Origin of the sequence: Corynebacterium sp. HMSC074C04, from assembly GCF_001838295.1 — a bacterium.
In the GTDB taxonomy this organism is placed as follows: Bacteria; Actinomycetota; Actinomycetes; order Mycobacteriales; family Mycobacteriaceae; genus Corynebacterium; species Corynebacterium amycolatum.
The window spans coordinates 52,308-66,632 of record NZ_KV836264.1; the positions used below are offsets into that span (position 1 = coordinate 52,308).

General features: G+C 59.8%; 12 protein-coding genes. 10 read left to right on the top strand and 2 right to left on the bottom strand.

All coding sequences use genetic code 11. The features are described 5' to 3' along the window. The first annotated feature begins 325 nt into the window (after positions 1-325). The 9 genes from HMPREF3011_RS00250 to HMPREF3011_RS00290 all read left to right on the top strand — a co-directional run bounded on the left by HMPREF3011_RS00250 (position 326) and on the right by HMPREF3011_RS00290 (position 10,938). Positions 326-1,864, top strand: a complete 1,539-nt coding sequence (locus HMPREF3011_RS00250) for an HNH endonuclease signature motif containing protein (protein WP_049181098.1) — start codon at positions 326-328, stop codon at positions 1,862-1,864. 448 nt (positions 1,865-2,312) lie between these two features. Then, on the top strand, positions 2,313-3,143 hold the full coding sequence (locus HMPREF3011_RS00255) for a sulfurtransferase (RefSeq protein WP_070840959.1): 831 nt from the start codon (positions 2,313-2,315) through the stop codon (positions 3,141-3,143). Between the two features lie 206 nt (positions 3,144-3,349). After that, complete coding sequence (locus tag HMPREF3011_RS00260; RefSeq protein WP_070840960.1) at positions 3,350-5,389, top strand: hypothetical protein; 2,040 nt, start codon at positions 3,350-3,352, stop codon at positions 5,387-5,389. 51 nt (positions 5,390-5,440) lie between these two features. Continuing rightward, a complete protein-coding gene (gene pyrE, locus HMPREF3011_RS00265) occupies positions 5,441-6,001 on the top strand; it encodes an orotate phosphoribosyltransferase (protein ID WP_070560416.1) in 561 nt (186 codons plus the stop codon). Positions 6,002-6,101: 100 nt separating this feature from the next. Continuing rightward, positions 6,102-6,947: a lysoplasmalogenase family protein gene (locus HMPREF3011_RS00270; protein WP_049181101.1), complete on the top strand. Its 846-nt coding sequence runs from the start codon at positions 6,102-6,104 to the stop codon at positions 6,945-6,947. Next, positions 6,934-7,605 (top strand): TrmH family RNA methyltransferase, encoded by a 672-nt coding sequence (locus HMPREF3011_RS00275; protein WP_038626765.1) that lies wholly within the window; start codon positions 6,934-6,936, stop codon positions 7,603-7,605. The genes HMPREF3011_RS00270 and HMPREF3011_RS00275 overlap by 14 nt, the downstream gene beginning before the upstream one ends. A 70-nt stretch (positions 7,606-7,675) precedes the next feature. Beyond that, on the top strand, positions 7,676-8,893 hold the full coding sequence (locus tag HMPREF3011_RS00280; RefSeq protein WP_005510131.1) for a glycoside hydrolase family 76 protein: 1,218 nt from the start codon (positions 7,676-7,678) through the stop codon (positions 8,891-8,893). 133 nt (positions 8,894-9,026) lie between these two features. After that, positions 9,027-9,437: a DUF3151 domain-containing protein gene (locus HMPREF3011_RS00285; protein WP_038626757.1), complete on the top strand. Its 411-nt coding sequence runs from the start codon at positions 9,027-9,029 to the stop codon at positions 9,435-9,437. Positions 9,438-9,534: 97 nt separating this feature from the next. Next, positions 9,535-10,938, top strand: coding sequence for an FUSC family protein (locus tag HMPREF3011_RS00290; protein ID WP_070840996.1), 1,404 nt, complete (start codon positions 9,535-9,537; stop codon positions 10,936-10,938). A gap of 87 nt (positions 10,939-11,025) precedes the next feature. On the opposite strand, the gene HMPREF3011_RS00295 is transcribed toward HMPREF3011_RS00290, so the two are convergent. Continuing rightward, positions 11,026-11,718 (bottom strand): DUF1707 SHOCT-like domain-containing protein, encoded by a 693-nt coding sequence (locus HMPREF3011_RS00295; RefSeq protein WP_038626755.1) that lies wholly within the window; start codon positions 11,716-11,718, stop codon positions 11,026-11,028. 129 nt (positions 11,719-11,847) lie between these two features. Beyond that, positions 11,848-12,792: a hypothetical protein gene (locus tag HMPREF3011_RS00300; RefSeq protein WP_246821367.1), complete on the bottom strand. Its 945-nt coding sequence runs from the start codon at positions 12,790-12,792 to the stop codon at positions 11,848-11,850. 51 nt (positions 12,793-12,843) lie between these two features. Between HMPREF3011_RS00300 and HMPREF3011_RS00305 the strand changes: the two genes are divergently transcribed. Then, positions 12,844-14,133, top strand: a complete 1,290-nt coding sequence (locus HMPREF3011_RS00305; protein WP_016421542.1) for an adenylosuccinate synthase — start codon at positions 12,844-12,846, stop codon at positions 14,131-14,133. The last annotated feature ends 192 nt before the right edge of the window (positions 14,134-14,325 follow it).

The following is a 14,325-nucleotide window of genomic DNA, read 5'->3' on the forward strand; positions in this document are numbered from 1 at the left end:
ACCCGCGGGCGGCGAAAGCTTATGTGAAGGCGGGGTTTGAGCTAGTGGGGCGCTCGAGCTTCCCGGACCACGATGTGATGGTGGTGTGGTTTTAGGCTTTCGGGTGCAGTTCTTTTTTTTGGGGGGGGCGGGTTGGTCGGGTTTTTAGGGCGGATGGTGGGGTATTCAAGCTCTGGAAGCGCGGCAGTGTTTCGGAAAAAGATTCGAAAAAGTTGGCTGAGGGGTTGTGGGGTGCCGAATGGGTGTGCGATAATGTGGGGGAGGGAAATTAGTTAGTCCATTTGGGGATTCGGATTGCTAGCGTTTTAAAAAGGGGGTGGGGGAAATGTCTACACCATCGGTGCCAAATGGCAGTGGACCGCTTTCGACATCTCAGGTTTTAGATGCGGTTGCGCAGTTTGAAGCTCTGTCGACAGTCATCGTAGAGAACTTCGAAGTACTTGCGCCGGATCATGCGCACGATGCATATAAGTCGATTGAGAAAGCGCGAAAACGACTCGCAGTAATTGATGCGACTTATGTGGAGACCATGAAGGGGCGGATGCCCAGCGCGGAGCATCGAAAGATTGCGTGGCTAGCGCAGGAGATGCGAATCTCGCGAGCAGAAGCGAGGCAGCGTATCAACGTTGTAGGGCGCCTGAGTAGGAATGTTGATCCGTTTGCTCCGGCGAATGAGGATGTGCGAATGCCGAACCTTCGTCAGAAAGTTGAGGAAGGTGTTGTCGGTGCGGATGCTGTTTCGAAGATTGACAAAGCCGTTCGTGAGCTGCCGGCAACGGAGCATGCACAGCTGTCTAGGCTGCTGGACAAGCACATTGCAGATTTAGTGGACAAAATCCGTGTTGATGATCTCAATAAATTGCCGAACCGCCTGCGAGCGATGTTGGGGGTTGATGACCCGTATACGGATGAGGACCGCGCTCGGAAACGAAGCCTAAAAATCGGTGCTCAGGGGCCGGACGGCATGAGCCGGTTGAGCGGTGTGGTTACGCCTTCGTTTGCAGCGGTGCTCAAAAGGCTGCAGGCGGATCATGCGAGCCCTGGCGGGTTACTCGAAGAAGGTGCCGATGACCAGAGGAATCCGGAGCAGCGTTTTCATGATGCCGTGGAAGCGGCGGTGAATGGGGGTTTTCAACCAGGCGGTGACCTTCAGCCGGCGCGGGGGACGACATCGGTGGTCACCGTCGCGCATATCGCAGATGTGGCAGCGCTAGCTGGAGTCTCCTTGCCTGATGGGAAAGATTTTGTACTTCCTGGATCGGGCAAAGCGGTCTCTGATGCGGGAGTGCGAATTTCCATTAGTCAGGCCGTGCAACAGATGGTTGATAGAAATTCGTTCCTCCAAGTCTTGGGGAATGAGGGACAGACCTTGTACTTTGGTCGGTCCCGCAGGCTGGGGACTTTGCCACAGTATCTGGCCCTTCTTGGAGAGGAAGGAGGCTCCTCCGCGCCGGGCATGGGCACTCCGGGAGCTATGTGTGATGTTCACCATGTGAAGTCGTGGTCTTCCGGTGGTGGCACTGATCTGGATAATCTCACGTTGGTTGATCCGGGTACGCATCGAAAGATCGATGATGCTCGATGTGATGAAAATGCTTGGTGGACGCTTCGGCCGGATGAGGTGCCGGAGATTCTAGGAACTGACGAAGGGGACGAGGGTAGTGGGGAGTGCGAGCCGGCCTCTACTAATCGTGTGGTCTGGGTGGCCCCGAAAGGCAAGGAAGGAAACCGAAAAGCGGAATCCAATGAGGACCCCGATACGTTCGATAGTCCGGGGCGCTGGTTGCGTCGTAAAGCGCGAGAGAAACGGGCGGGGGACACAGCGGATGGCAATGGCGAGACGGGACAGGATCCCGGTGGGTAGTCGGGTAGGGAGCGGGGTCCTGGCTTAGAGGCTGATCTTCCGTTTCGTAGTCAGCTTTGCATTAATGAAGCGGTTGAGGAAAGGGGCACCGACGCTGGCGGCATAGTGCAGCAGTTTTGTCGGCAGGCTGACGGGGAAGTCAGCCTTAGTAATCGTCCCTGTTTCTGGTTGATGCAGTCGACGATTGCGTTGGCGACATCAGCTGGTGTGATGCGAATACCCATGCGCTTGGTGCCGTCAGTGCTGACATTTTCGAGCAGAGACGTCAACAACTCCGACGGTTTAGCCGCAGGAAAGCAGTTTTTCTGCGGTGGCACGGCCGATTCCATGGCCTGCGTTTGAGATGAAAACGGCCAGGTGGGCAGCATCTTCAGACATCTTCCCGAGCTCCTAGTTTTAATAACGTACATATCGCGCTACCAAGTCAATCGATTTAGAATCCAGGATTATGACAACATCCATCTCGGTACAAGAGCTTCGTGACAAGATTGCCGGTGGCGGTCGCATCGTCGTCGTTGACGCACGCTGGTCGCGCACTAAAAAACCATATGACTCCTACGCTACGGCTCACATCCCTCTGGCCGTGTTTTGTGATCCCGAGTTGGATCTAGCGGGTGTTCCCAGCCGAGAAGCTGGTCGCAACCCGCTGCCGGATATCGAGCGTGTGCGCGATGCCGTCCGTCGTTGGGGAGTCCGCTCGGAGCATCTGGTGATCGTCTACGACGCGGGCGATGGGCTGTTCGCGTCACGTGCTTGGTGGATTCTGCGCTGGGCGGGTCTGGAGAATGTGCGTGTCCTCACCGGCGGGTTAGCTGCTTGGGAAGCAGATGGAAACGAGACTGCCTTCGGTCCCGGCAATCTGCCGCAGCCTGGAACGATTGCGGTGAGCGAGGGCAATATGTCTGTTGCCAGCCTCGACGACGTACGCACCTGGTCTGAACGTGGAATTTTGGTGGATGCGCGTGAGCCCAGCCGCTTTGAAGGCCGCAGTGAGCGCGTCGATCTGCAGGCAGGTCACATCCCGGGTGCCGTGAACCTGGCGGCTCGCAGTCTGCAAAATGCCGACGGCTCCTTCCTGCCTGTTGAGCAGCTCCGTGAGCGCTTTGCCTCCGTCGGTATCGAAGCCGGTCGTAATGTAGCGGTCTACTCCGGTTCCGGTCTTCATTCCTCACTGTTCATTCAGGCCATGGAAGAAGCGGGCATTACTGACGCCTCGCTGTATGTCGGAGGCTGGTCCCAGTGGGCTGGCGATCCGAGCCTGCCTATCGTCCGTTTCTAAGCGGCGCCGGACTCGCATGCGTCCGGGGCAGGGCGACCGCCCCCAGGGAACCCCTGATGTGTCGTCCATGTGGATATTTCCCCTCGCCCTTACGGTTCTAGAGAGTCCTGTACGCTCTCGCCTCGGGCATTGGCATTGCGCCAGACGGGGGACGGCATATTGTCGCTGACCAAATAGAACGGCTTCTGGCTTAAGCTAGGAGATTAATGATTCCCCTAGTATTCACCCTCGCAGCGATCCTCATCATCGCCGCAGTCGCGCTGTTCGTTGTCGACCGCCGCCGTCGCAGCACAAGTGAGACTGCTGTGGCGTCTCCTTCGTCGCCATCGCTTTACGACGAGCCCTCGGACTCCGCCGGCGAAGTAACCGGTGTGGCGGCAGAAGATGTTGTGCCCGAACAGCCGGATTCTTCAGAGCAGGGCAGCTCTGAGACAGCTTCTGTGGTGAGACCGAATGTCGCAGCTGATGCTGACTCTGAGGTTGTCGCTGAGACTGATGGTGCCGCTGAAGTTGACCCTGAAACTGAGTTTTCGACGACAGAACTGGGTACTTCAGCTGGGCAAATGATGCCGGCGGAGCCTGAATCTGTCTCGGGAATCGAACCGGCGGCCCCTGCCGAAATGTCCGAAGCAACAGAAAACTCGGGGGCTTCCGAAACATCGGGAACAGCAGCTGACCTGAATGCGGGAACGGACGGGACTCTCCGAAGTGACGCGGAGTCCGGCGCGGAGTTTGGCACAGGGTCTGGCGCGGAGTCAGCCGAGTCAGTGACTGCCGAAGATACTGATACCGTGGATGAGCCCGAGACAGGTTTAGTGGGCGACACCAGTGCCACAGAGGCCAACAGCACCACCGCTGCTGACGCTCGCACTGGAACTGTTGACGGTACAGAATTCCAGGCTGCGTCGGTCGAAAATACCGAGACCGGCGAAGTGCCGCAATCATCCGATTTTGCGGCGCACGCCCAGGCCACTCAGGTCACCCAACCCGCCCAGCCCACAGAGCCCACCCAGCCCGCGCAACCGCAGCGCGCCCAGCAGAAGTCAGTGGTTCCTGTCCGTCGACGTATCAGCGGTCGCCGGGTGCGTCACTTGCGGAAGGCCTGGGCGCAGGAACGTAATTCTGTCTACAACCGTGTGGACCATGAGCTGCCGTCGTACTGGCAGCGCACGCCAGACGGCGATGCCAAGGCCGTGGTCTCCGGTTTCGCCTTTGGCCGGGAAATGCACCTCGCCGATGTCGGTGGCATCACCACCATCGCCATCCGCCGCTCTGTATCCAGCGATGAGGTTTTCGAGCTGCGCCGCAGCGGCGGCACGACGCTGCCTCACGTAGCCACCGAAGCCGGCCTGGTAGTCGCAGCTACCGACCCAGAGCTCATTCATCGCATCTTCGACGACCGTGCAACCCGCATACTTGCCGACGTGCACCCGGCCATTACCCGCATGTGGTCCGAAAACTCCTGGTCCTTGGCTCAGCTGATTGATAATTCAGTGCCAGAGGACTGGGACGGTGCACTGGCATCGCTGTCGGACTTCTCCGACATTGCGCGCAGGTTGCCACCGGCGGAAGGCGAAACTGTCGCTCCGGACACAAATCAGTGGGATCCCACTCGTTTGCAGCTCACCGAGCAGTCCGTTGACTCTGGTTCCTTGATTTCGGATGGAACCGGGCGTGGGCACTTGCACGCGGTACCAGACCAGCGTCGCAACGGTTCTGCTAACCACGAATCGCAGGATCTCAGCTCACAGAACGGGCATGCCCAGAGTCACAGCGCGCAGAATAGCAAGGGCGAAGAGCCGCTGGACGTTGAGGAAATTGTTTACGCAGATTCTCCTTCGTCCTCGTCTGCTGCCACCGTGGATGCAACCACGGATGATTCGCAGTGGTCGTCGCAAAGCAATGCACAACCCACGGTGGTGCAGGCGATTGACGGCTCGTCGTGGCGCCCTACGCGGGATATACCGCTTGATCCGACGGCGCTGCCTTCGCGGTCAACGGCACGAAAGATGGGGGCAAACGTTGGTGAGTCGGAGGACATTGGGGATTCTGGCCAGCAGATTCCTGCGCTTGGTGAGGATCCCGAACATAGCCGAATGCGCTCGAGCCGGGGACGTGTAGTGCGATCAAATGTGAAGCCCGCCAGTATTTTTACCGACGCCGCCCCAGACCTCGACAGCAGCGACAACCCCACCGAATCTGTATCCGAGGACAAAGGCGCAACCCCTGATTCCGCGGACGAGTAGAACCAGACATATCCTTGAGCACACAGTCGTTTATTTAGGAGACAACCTCAGATGAGCACCCACACGAGCAATGTCAATCAGGAGAAGCTGCAGCGTTTGGCCGAGCTGGTCAAGGAGCTGGCGGTTGTCCATGGCAAGGTCACGCTGTCGTCTGGACGTGAGGCTGACTACTACGTTGACCTGCGCCGCGCCACCCTACATCATGAGGCCTCGCGCCTGATTGGTTCCCTGCTACGGGAGCTCACTGCCGACTGGGACTACGCGCACGTCGGTGGTCTGACGCTTGGCGCGGACCCGGTGGCCACCTCTGTCATGCACGCCGAAGGACGTCCGATTGATGCCTTCGTAGTACGCAAGGAAGCCAAGAAGCACGGCATGCAGCGCCGCATTGAGGGGCCGGACATTGTGGGCAAGAAGGTCCTGGTTGTTGAGGACACCACTACGACGGGCAACTCGCCGCTGACGGCCGTAGCTGCCCTACGCGAGGCCGACGCCGAGGTTGTCGGTGTAGCCACTGTGGTTGACCGCGCGACGGGCGCCGACGAGGTCATCAAGGGTGAAGGCCTGGAGTACCGTTACCTGCTCGGTTTGGATGACTTGGGCCTGGCCTAAGAATCTGAGCGCTAGAGCTTTTACCGAGCCTCACTCAACTCACTGAGCCTCACCCAGCTCACCCGCCCCAACGCAGTCCCACGAAAAGAGGAACATCCCCATGACTACCAAGCGTGCAGGACTCTTGTCCAAGCTCACTACGACCAAACTCCCCGGCACCAAGGAAACCGTCGCTGACATGTTTGTGCGTCGCACGGGCGAGGGCCTCGGCGCACTCACCGGTATCGCCAGCGCGAGCTCCGACACCCGCCGTGCCCCGGAACGCGCCGGCTACATTGCCGCCAGTGCGGTCAACGTTGTCTCCAGCGCCTTCGGCTGGGAGACTCCACGTCGAGTTTCCAAGACTGTCCTCATGCCACTGTTAGCGGCCAATGTTTGGCGCCGTCGCCACGAGACGTCTCGCTTCACGACGACCACCCTGCTCATCGGCCTCGCCGGCGGTTGGTTGGGCGACTTGATTCTCATGCCGAACAAGCCGAACCTGAACCGCGGTTCTGTGCCGTTCGCAGTTAACCAGGTTGCCTACCACGTGCTGCTGTGGCGTGCCGGAGCTCGCATTAGCGCGCTGCGTGCTGCCATTCGCTTCCCACTGTGGGCTGGTTCGGTACCGCTGGTCGGTGCTGTAAAGCCAGAGGCGCTGCCCGCTGCAGTTGGATACGGTCCGCTGCTGGCCGTGACTTCTGCACTGGCCGATGACCCGGTACTGCTGGAGGGGGCCGGTGCTGTCGGAACTGATGAGCAGACCGGCCTGCCGATTGCCGATGCCACCTACGGCCTAGGTCACGGTGGCAACCTGTTCCTTATCTCCGACACGCTACTGATGGCTCGAAAGATGTTTGCGGAGGAGGGCGTCGTCGGCAAGCTTCTGAATGCTGCAGTGATGGACACCTACACCATGGCGCAGTTGTTCCTGGTCGAGGGGCTGTTGACTCTTGACCGCGCCTGAGCCCGGGAAGGGGCCGACGGAGTGGTTTGAGGCTCGTGTCGGGGTGGGGCCGTGGGAGCAGGAGCACCCGAACGAACCTCGGCCGACCGGCCCAGAATACGATGAGCAGCTTTTGGATGAGGGCGACCGACGCAATGTCGTCGATGCTTACCGCTACTGGACGATGGAGGCTATCGTCGCGGAGCTGGATAAGCGTCGTCATCCGTTGCACATCGCCATCGAGAATTTTGAGAATGACTCCAACATCGGCACCGTGGTACGCACCGCAAATGCCTTCCTGGTGGAGGCCGTGCACATCGTGGGGCGCAAGCGTTGGAATCGTCGCGGCGCGATGGTGACTGACCGCTACCAGCACTTGCTGCACCACGAGACGGTGTCGGAGGTCATTAGCTGGGCGCGCGAGCATGACCTGGCTGTGGTGGCCGTGGACAACGTGCCGGGCTCCGTACCCATCGAAACCGTTGAGTTGCCCGAGCGTTGTCTTTTGCTCTTCGGCCAGGAGGGGCCGGGAGTGACTGAAGAAGCACAGCAGGCGGCGGACCTGACGGTGTCGATTGCCCAATTTGGATCGACGCGTTCGATAAATGCGGGGGTAGCGGCGGGTATTGCCATGCACTCTTGGATTCGTACTCATGCAGACATCACCGCGGCCTGGTAATTGTCTGCTTAGGTGTTTTATTTCGAAAGGCTGTTTTAGAGCTGTTTCACAGCCGTTTTAAGGAGAGCCAGTGGTTCTAAAAATGTCGCGTCCGGAGGCCGAAACGTGGGCCTATCGCGCGGACGTGGCTGAGCAGGCGATTCGCAACCGTCATGCGGCGAAGCTGTGGGGTCTTCCGGGCACGAATCTGGCAATGGCTTCCTGGCCCGCGCCGCTGCGACATAAGGTCTTCATCAACTGGCATTACTGGTGGCAGGCGCAGTATCTCGACTGTCTGGTAGACGCAGCCAAGCGCGTGCCCTCTAAGGAGAAGTACCGCGCTATCCGCCAGACCACTCGGGGTATCCGCATTCGCAACCTCACGCTGCTGACCAAGAACAAGTACTATGACGATCGCGCGTGGATGGCGTTGGCGCTCGGGCGTGCCGACGCTGTCCTCGGCGCATCGGTGCCCAAGAAGACGACAGCGCGGCTGATTTCATGCTTGGGCGATGGTCGACAGGAGTCCACGGGTGTGCTGCCGTGGCGTGAGCAGGACCTCTTTTTCAACGTCCCCTCGAACGGTCCTGCAGCCATCGCTCTGGCCCGGGCTGGTCGTATCAAGGAGGCAGAGGAACTTATCGACTGGGTTTACGCCAACCTTTTGGCGGACTCAGGTCTGCTCTACGACGGCATTCGCTTGTCCATGGCAGGTGCCGTGGTGCAGAAGGGCATGTTTACGTACAACCAGGGTGTCATGATTGGCGCTTGCCTTGAAGTGGGACTTGCGCTTCGGGCGCACGGCCAGCGGGAACAGGCGACGAAGTATTTCACGCGCGTGCAAAACCTCATCCACGCGGTGGCAAAGGATTTGGCGACCACCGACAATGTCATCGCCGGTGCCGGTGGCGGCGATGGTGGTCTGTTCAACGGCATCCTCGTGCGATACCTCGCCGATGCGGCGGTGCGTTTGCCTGGAGACAATCGCATGAATCGCGCGGCAGCCCGCATTGCTCGCCGACTGGTTCTGGCGTCGGGGGAAAAGTGCTGGTACCACCGCCTCGAGGTCGATGGCCTGCCGCTTTTCCCCGCAGATTGGAACGACAATGCTCAGTTCCCACAGGGCGGTTCGGTTGCGCAATCAGTCGGTGGCGCGGTTCGCGGTTCGGCGATTAAGGAGCGTGACCTCTCTGTCCAGCTGTCGGGTTGGATGCTGATGGAAGCATGTGCCCGAGTGGCCGATTTTGTTGCGACCAAGCTGGAAAATGGTGAGTCGTTGGATTCGACGAAGCCGAGCTGCCCGGAGTAGTCGGGGAACGCTAGTTCGTCGTCATCTGACGCTTGCCGACTTTGTACCACCACGCTGTGCCCGCCCCTTACCAACAGAGAGTCGCATGCCTAGATCCTGCCATCGGCACGTCATGCCTGGCACAATAGGACGCATGAAACTCAATGACATGATGGCTCCTGCTCCCGTGAAGCTCCCCGTTCTTGACGAGGCCGTTGCTGCCCGCAACGGTGGCGCAAGCCCGGAGGCCGTGGTTCGCGCATGCCCGCGCGATTCCCAGGCGTGGGCAGACTTGGCTGAAAGTGCCTTGTCCGAAGGTCAGGAGATTCAGGCCTATGCCTTCGCCCGCACTGGTTACCACCGCGGTCTGGACCTGCTGCGCGGAAACGGCTGGAAGGGGTTCGGAGCGATTCCATGGGAGCACGAGCCCAATCGTGGTGTGCTCCGCGCCTTCGCGGCGTTGGCTAAGGCTGCTAAGGCTATCGGCGAGGATGATGAATTCGGTCGCATGATGGCGTTGCTGCGTGACAGTGATGAATCCGCGCTGCCAGAGTTGGGTCTTTAATCGTGCACAGAGATTCAGCGAGCGCATAAAAGTGCACAACAGCACATCGGGTACATAAAAAGTGCACAGTTTTTCATATGAGGATGGTGACTTCGGCATGGCTGGCATCGCTGGTGGGGAAGATAAGGATGCCGCAGCTGCCAGGGATCTTGTGGACATTGCTCCCGCGCATGTCGGCGATCTCGTCGAAGCTAAGGAAACGCAATTCGTCGAGGATAATCCGCGCCCGGATTTCCAAGATTTTCGCAATACGTACCTACATCCGGCCTCCCGCGCAGCAAACAAGCTGCGTCAGAAAGTGAGGCCCCGCACGCGTTTCCTCCATGCCGTTGCCCGTGTGCGCTCCCGCTGGATGCTTATTGTCCAGGCGACGCTAGCCGCCGGGTTGGCCTACTGGTTCGCGCTTGAGGTACTGGGGCACCCCAACCCGTTCTTCGCGCCGATGGCCGCTTTCATCAGCCTCAATGTGATGACCGCAGGTCCTCGCCTGAAGCACTCTGTTGAGTTGGTGCTCGGTGCCTCGCTGGGAGTCGGCATTGGTGATGTGATTATCTCCATCCTCGGCTCGGGTATTTGGCAGCTGACCGTCGGTGTGTTTGTCGCCATGATCATCGGCGTGTTTGTCGGTCGAGGCCCGCTTGTGGTGAACCAAGCGGCATCTTCAGCCGTGCTCATCGCCACCATTATTCCGCCGGGCACCGCTGGTTCTTATTACCGAATGATCGATGCTCTCGTCGGTGGTGTGGTGGGCATTATTGTGCTCATGGTATTGCCGCGAAGCCCGCTGGCGGGTGCTCGCCGCAAGGTGGCCAAGGTCCTCGACATGGGTGCAGACGTACTTTATGACATCGGCATCGGCATGAAAGAGGGCGACACCGATCGCATCCGCACCGCACTGAGCGTGGTTCGCTCCATGCAGGCGCAGGTCTCGCTGATGGACCGCACCGTTGCCGACGCGGGCGAGCAGGTCCGCATCTCCCCGTTGCTCTGGCGCTCCCGGGATCGAATCCACTCGCTGTCACGCATGGTTCATCCTGTCGACAACGCCATGCGCAACATCCGTGTGCTCGCGCGTCGCGCTATCACAGCCCGGGAGGACCACATCGACTTCTCGCCCGAACTGTGTGGGCTTGTTCTCGGCGTATCTGAAGGCACGCGCCTGGTCAGTCATGTGCTTGACGACGAAGCCGCCGTGCGCCGAATCCCAGAGTGGGGCGAGTTGCCTTTCGAATCCGGCGACATCGCTATCGTCCAGCTTTCCGAGGGATCCGGAGAGGTCAAGCTTGAAGATGTGGTTCGGTACTTGCGTCGTCTAGCAGCGAAAATGCACCCGCGCGTCATCGAGGACGCAACGCTATCGGAGCAGGTCGTGTTTGCGCAGTCCCGCTCATTGGTGGTGGACCTGTTGCAGGTGTGTGGCCTGTCCAGACGTTCAGCCGTGGCAACGCTGCCGCCGACGACGCCGTTCCCAGCAATGCCGCCGGAGGTATGGGACGAGTAGCCGGTGAGGAGTGGGCGAGTAGCGGCTCGCTAGGCGTCAGTCGGTTACTGCGGTACGCTCTACTGCCCCGTGCTACTGCAACCTGCTCTACTGCGGTACGCGCTTGACCTCGACGCCACCGAAAGCGACAAAGCCGCGCACAATAATTTTCGGAGCCTGTCCGGCGCCAGGAGCGGGTAGGTTGCGTCCCGGTTTTCCAGTAACATCCGTGCCGCCAAAGATGGGGAGCACGTCGACATCAACCTGGTAGTGGTCGGGGACAATGACGTCGACTCCACCGAAGGCGCAGCCAATGTTGACGACAGTGGTTTCCGCGGTCAGGATGGCCTCGCGGAAATCCAAGCCAGTCCCGCCGAAGGCCGCCACCGTGGTGTGCGTGGGAGCGCACGTCCAAGGGCCTCTCTTGTCGGTGCCGCCGAAGATGCCGATGGAGAGCTTCGAACCGGTTGCCGCGGCGGAGCTATCAATCCGAGCTGGCTGATGATCGTTGGCTGCATTCGGTGCCACTGAATGGTGCTCGTCCGGGACGCTGTGCAGGTTCGGGCGCAGGTTAGGGGTTGGGTGCGCATGTGGAGTCGGCTCGGCCAGGTTCGCGGGCAGCGACAAGTCCTGTGTCAATGCGGGCAACTCATCAATGTACGTTGCCTTTTGGGCTTTCTCGGTGCGCTCCTGCAGTTCCGCAAAGTCAATCTGGCCATCGCGGAATGCCCATTCCAAGCGTTCCAGCGCAGTGTGGCGGGCTTGGTCGCCAGCGCGTAACCGTGGGGTGTTGTCAGTCATGATGCTGTCCTATCGAGGCAGTGGCTTTAACATTCAAATGTTATCTGTACTCGAACTATCGCGCAGGCCACTTTCATGCAGGCCACTTTCTCGCAGACAGACCGTGGCTATTGCCCCCCCCCGACGCAGTTAGTGCACAATCTGCAAGTCGCGGAGGTGTCGGGACAGAGTTGTTTTCTCGCGCGGCTTTCGCGACTCTACGCCATCGCGTACGTAACGGAAGCTCAGGCCACCAACTTGAACTGCCCGACCCGTCATCGGGCGGTGCAGCTCGCGGGACGGGGCTTCTTTCGCTTTACGACGGCCACCGCGACCCAATCCGAGTCGGCTCAGCAGGCCTTTGTTGCCTCCATCCTCGTTACCGACTTCCGCGTCCGGCGCCGGAACTTCGGCCGCAACGATGCCCGGGGCGTCGGGGGTAGGGCGAATCTGCAGGCCGGTGGATGTGCCGGAGAACATCTGATGCTCGTCGACATAGACCTCGCCAGTAAACCCGTTTTCCGAGGACACTCCGGTAATTCCTGGCTCTGTCAGTAGGGCGTAACCAACAATTGCGTGCCCGGTGTCATCGCGGATCAGTGGCACTGGCATCGTCGGGCGTGTGAGCGCGGCCGTCGCATCGAGTCCTTCTCCTCCTTCGATGCCCCAGTTTTTGGCCGCGGTCGAGGGGGCGGTGGGGACATGTGCCAGTTCAATCCACAGGAGGTTCTTGCGCATCAGGTAGGTTGCCACGGCAGCCAGTGCCGCGTCGGTGCCAACGACCACAATTCGCAACGGCTCGCTCGGCTTTTGCGGAGCGGGTTGCGGAACGCCTAAGTGGTCGACCTTTTTCTGCTTGGAGATTTCCTCCGGCGTCGGTGCTGTATCGATAGGCAGTACGTCCTTGGCCAGGTCGTCGATGAAAGCCAGCTCCTTGCGGGCGGGGATCATCGCGACGTCGTGAAGCGCATAGGCGGGTAGTGCCGGAGTAGCTGGTGCTGATGGTGCGGACGGTGCTGATATAGACCATGATTGGCGGAGCAATTGGGAAAACGCGGGTACATCGGGGCCACACTGCAGCACAACAATACGCATAGGACTACACTCTAATGCGTCGTCTGCAATCCCAGGAGTTGAAGTAGGACTATGGCCGCAATCATTATCGTCGGTGCCCAGTGGGGCGACGAGGGCAAGGGCAAGGCAACCGATATTCTCGGTGGCCGCGTTGACTACGTCGTCAAGCCCAACGGTGGCAATAACGCCGGCCACACCGTTGTCGTCGGCGGTGAGAAGTACGAGCTGAAGCTGCTTCCGGCGGGTGTGCTGTCGGAAAACGCTGTGCCGATTATCGGTAATGGCTGTGTGGTCAACCTCGAGGCGCTTTTCGACGAGATTGATGGCCTTGAAGCTCGCGGTGCAAAGGCCTCCCGCCTGCGCGTTTCCGGCAATGCCCACATGGTTGCTCCGTACCACCAGACGCTGGACCGGGTGACCGAGCGCTTCCTGGGTAAGCGCGCTATCGGCACCACTGGCCGCGGTATTGGCCCGACGTACGCCGACAAGGTCGGCCGTACGGGCTTGCGTGTCCAGGACATTCTGGATGAGTCGATTCTGCGCCAGAAGATTGAGTCTTCGCTGGCTCAGAAGAACCAGATTCTGGTCAAGCTGTACAACCGTCGCGCCATCGATCCGGATGAGGTCTTTGATTACTTCATGGGCTTCGCCGACCGCCTGCGTCCGATGATTATCGACTCGGAGTTTGAGCTCAATCAGGCTTTGGATGCCGGCAAGCACGTCCTCATGGAGGGCGGCCAGGCCACCATGCTCGACGTCGACCACGGCACCTACCCGTTCGTGACCTCCTCGAACCCAACCGCTGGTGGTGCTTGCGTGGGCACCGGTATCGGCCCGACGAAGATCACTTCGGTGCTGGGCATCATGAAGGCCTACACCACCCGCGTCGGTGCTGGCCCGTTCCCGACGGAGCTGTTCGACAAGTGGGGTGAGTACCTGCAGACCACCGGCGGTGAGGTCGGGGTCAACACCGGCCGTAAGCGCCGCTGTGGTTGGTACGACTCGGTGCTGGCTCGCTACGCCGCGCGCGTCAACGGTTTCACGGATCTGTTCATCACCAAGCTGGACGTCCTGACCGGTATCGGCGAGATTCCGATTTGTGTCGCTTACGACGTTGATGGCGTGCGCCACGACGAAATGCCACTCACCCAGTCGGAGTTCCACCACGCTGTCCCGATTTACGAGACCATGCCTGCGTGGGACGAAGACATCACTGGCTGCCGCACCTTCGATGAGCTGCCGGACAAGGCCAAGGATTACCTGAACCGCCTGGAGGAGCTCTCCGGCGCTCGCATTTCTTACATCGGTGTTGGCCCGGGTCGTGACCAGACCATCGTTGTTCACGACGTGCTGGACAACTAGCGCTGGACACTTAATCTGGAGGCAGTGGCGAACTAACCGGAAAATAGTCCCGCTTTCGACCCGGCTTTATCGAACTGTTAGATAAAAAATCTTCGGTGCCGAAACTGCTGGCTGCTGTAAAAAAGAACATTTGCTAACCACGAGAAGGCTCTGGGAATTGTCAGTTGACCCTGGCATCTCAGAGTCATTTTT

Excerpts from the sequence above, each read along its gene's own strand:
- HMPREF3011_RS00250 (WP_049181098.1), top strand. The coding sequence starts at position 326 with ATGTCTACACCATCGGTGCCAAATGGCAGTGGACCGCTTTCGACATCT.
- HMPREF3011_RS00255 (WP_070840959.1), top strand. The coding sequence starts at position 2,313 with ATGACAACATCCATCTCGGTACAAGAGCTTCGTGACAAGATTGCCGGT.
- HMPREF3011_RS00260 (WP_070840960.1), top strand. The coding sequence starts at position 3,350 with ATGATTCCCCTAGTATTCACCCTCGCAGCGATCCTCATCATCGCCGCA.
- pyrE (WP_070560416.1), top strand. The coding sequence starts at position 5,441 with ATGAGCACCCACACGAGCAATGTCAATCAGGAGAAGCTGCAGCGTTTG.
- HMPREF3011_RS00270 (WP_049181101.1), top strand. The coding sequence starts at position 6,102 with ATGACTACCAAGCGTGCAGGACTCTTGTCCAAGCTCACTACGACCAAA.
- HMPREF3011_RS00285 (WP_038626757.1), top strand. The coding sequence starts at position 9,027 with ATGAAACTCAATGACATGATGGCTCCTGCTCCCGTGAAGCTCCCCGTT.
- HMPREF3011_RS00290 (WP_070840996.1), top strand. The coding sequence starts at position 9,535 with ATGGCTGGCATCGCTGGTGGGGAAGATAAGGATGCCGCAGCTGCCAGG.
- HMPREF3011_RS00295 (WP_038626755.1), bottom strand. The coding sequence starts at position 11,718 with ATGACTGACAACACCCCACGGTTACGCGCTGGCGACCAAGCCCGCCAC.
- HMPREF3011_RS00300 (WP_246821367.1), bottom strand. The coding sequence starts at position 12,792 with ATGCGTATTGTTGTGCTGCAGTGTGGCCCCGATGTACCCGCGTTTTCC.
- HMPREF3011_RS00305 (WP_016421542.1), top strand. The coding sequence starts at position 12,844 with ATGGCCGCAATCATTATCGTCGGTGCCCAGTGGGGCGACGAGGGCAAG.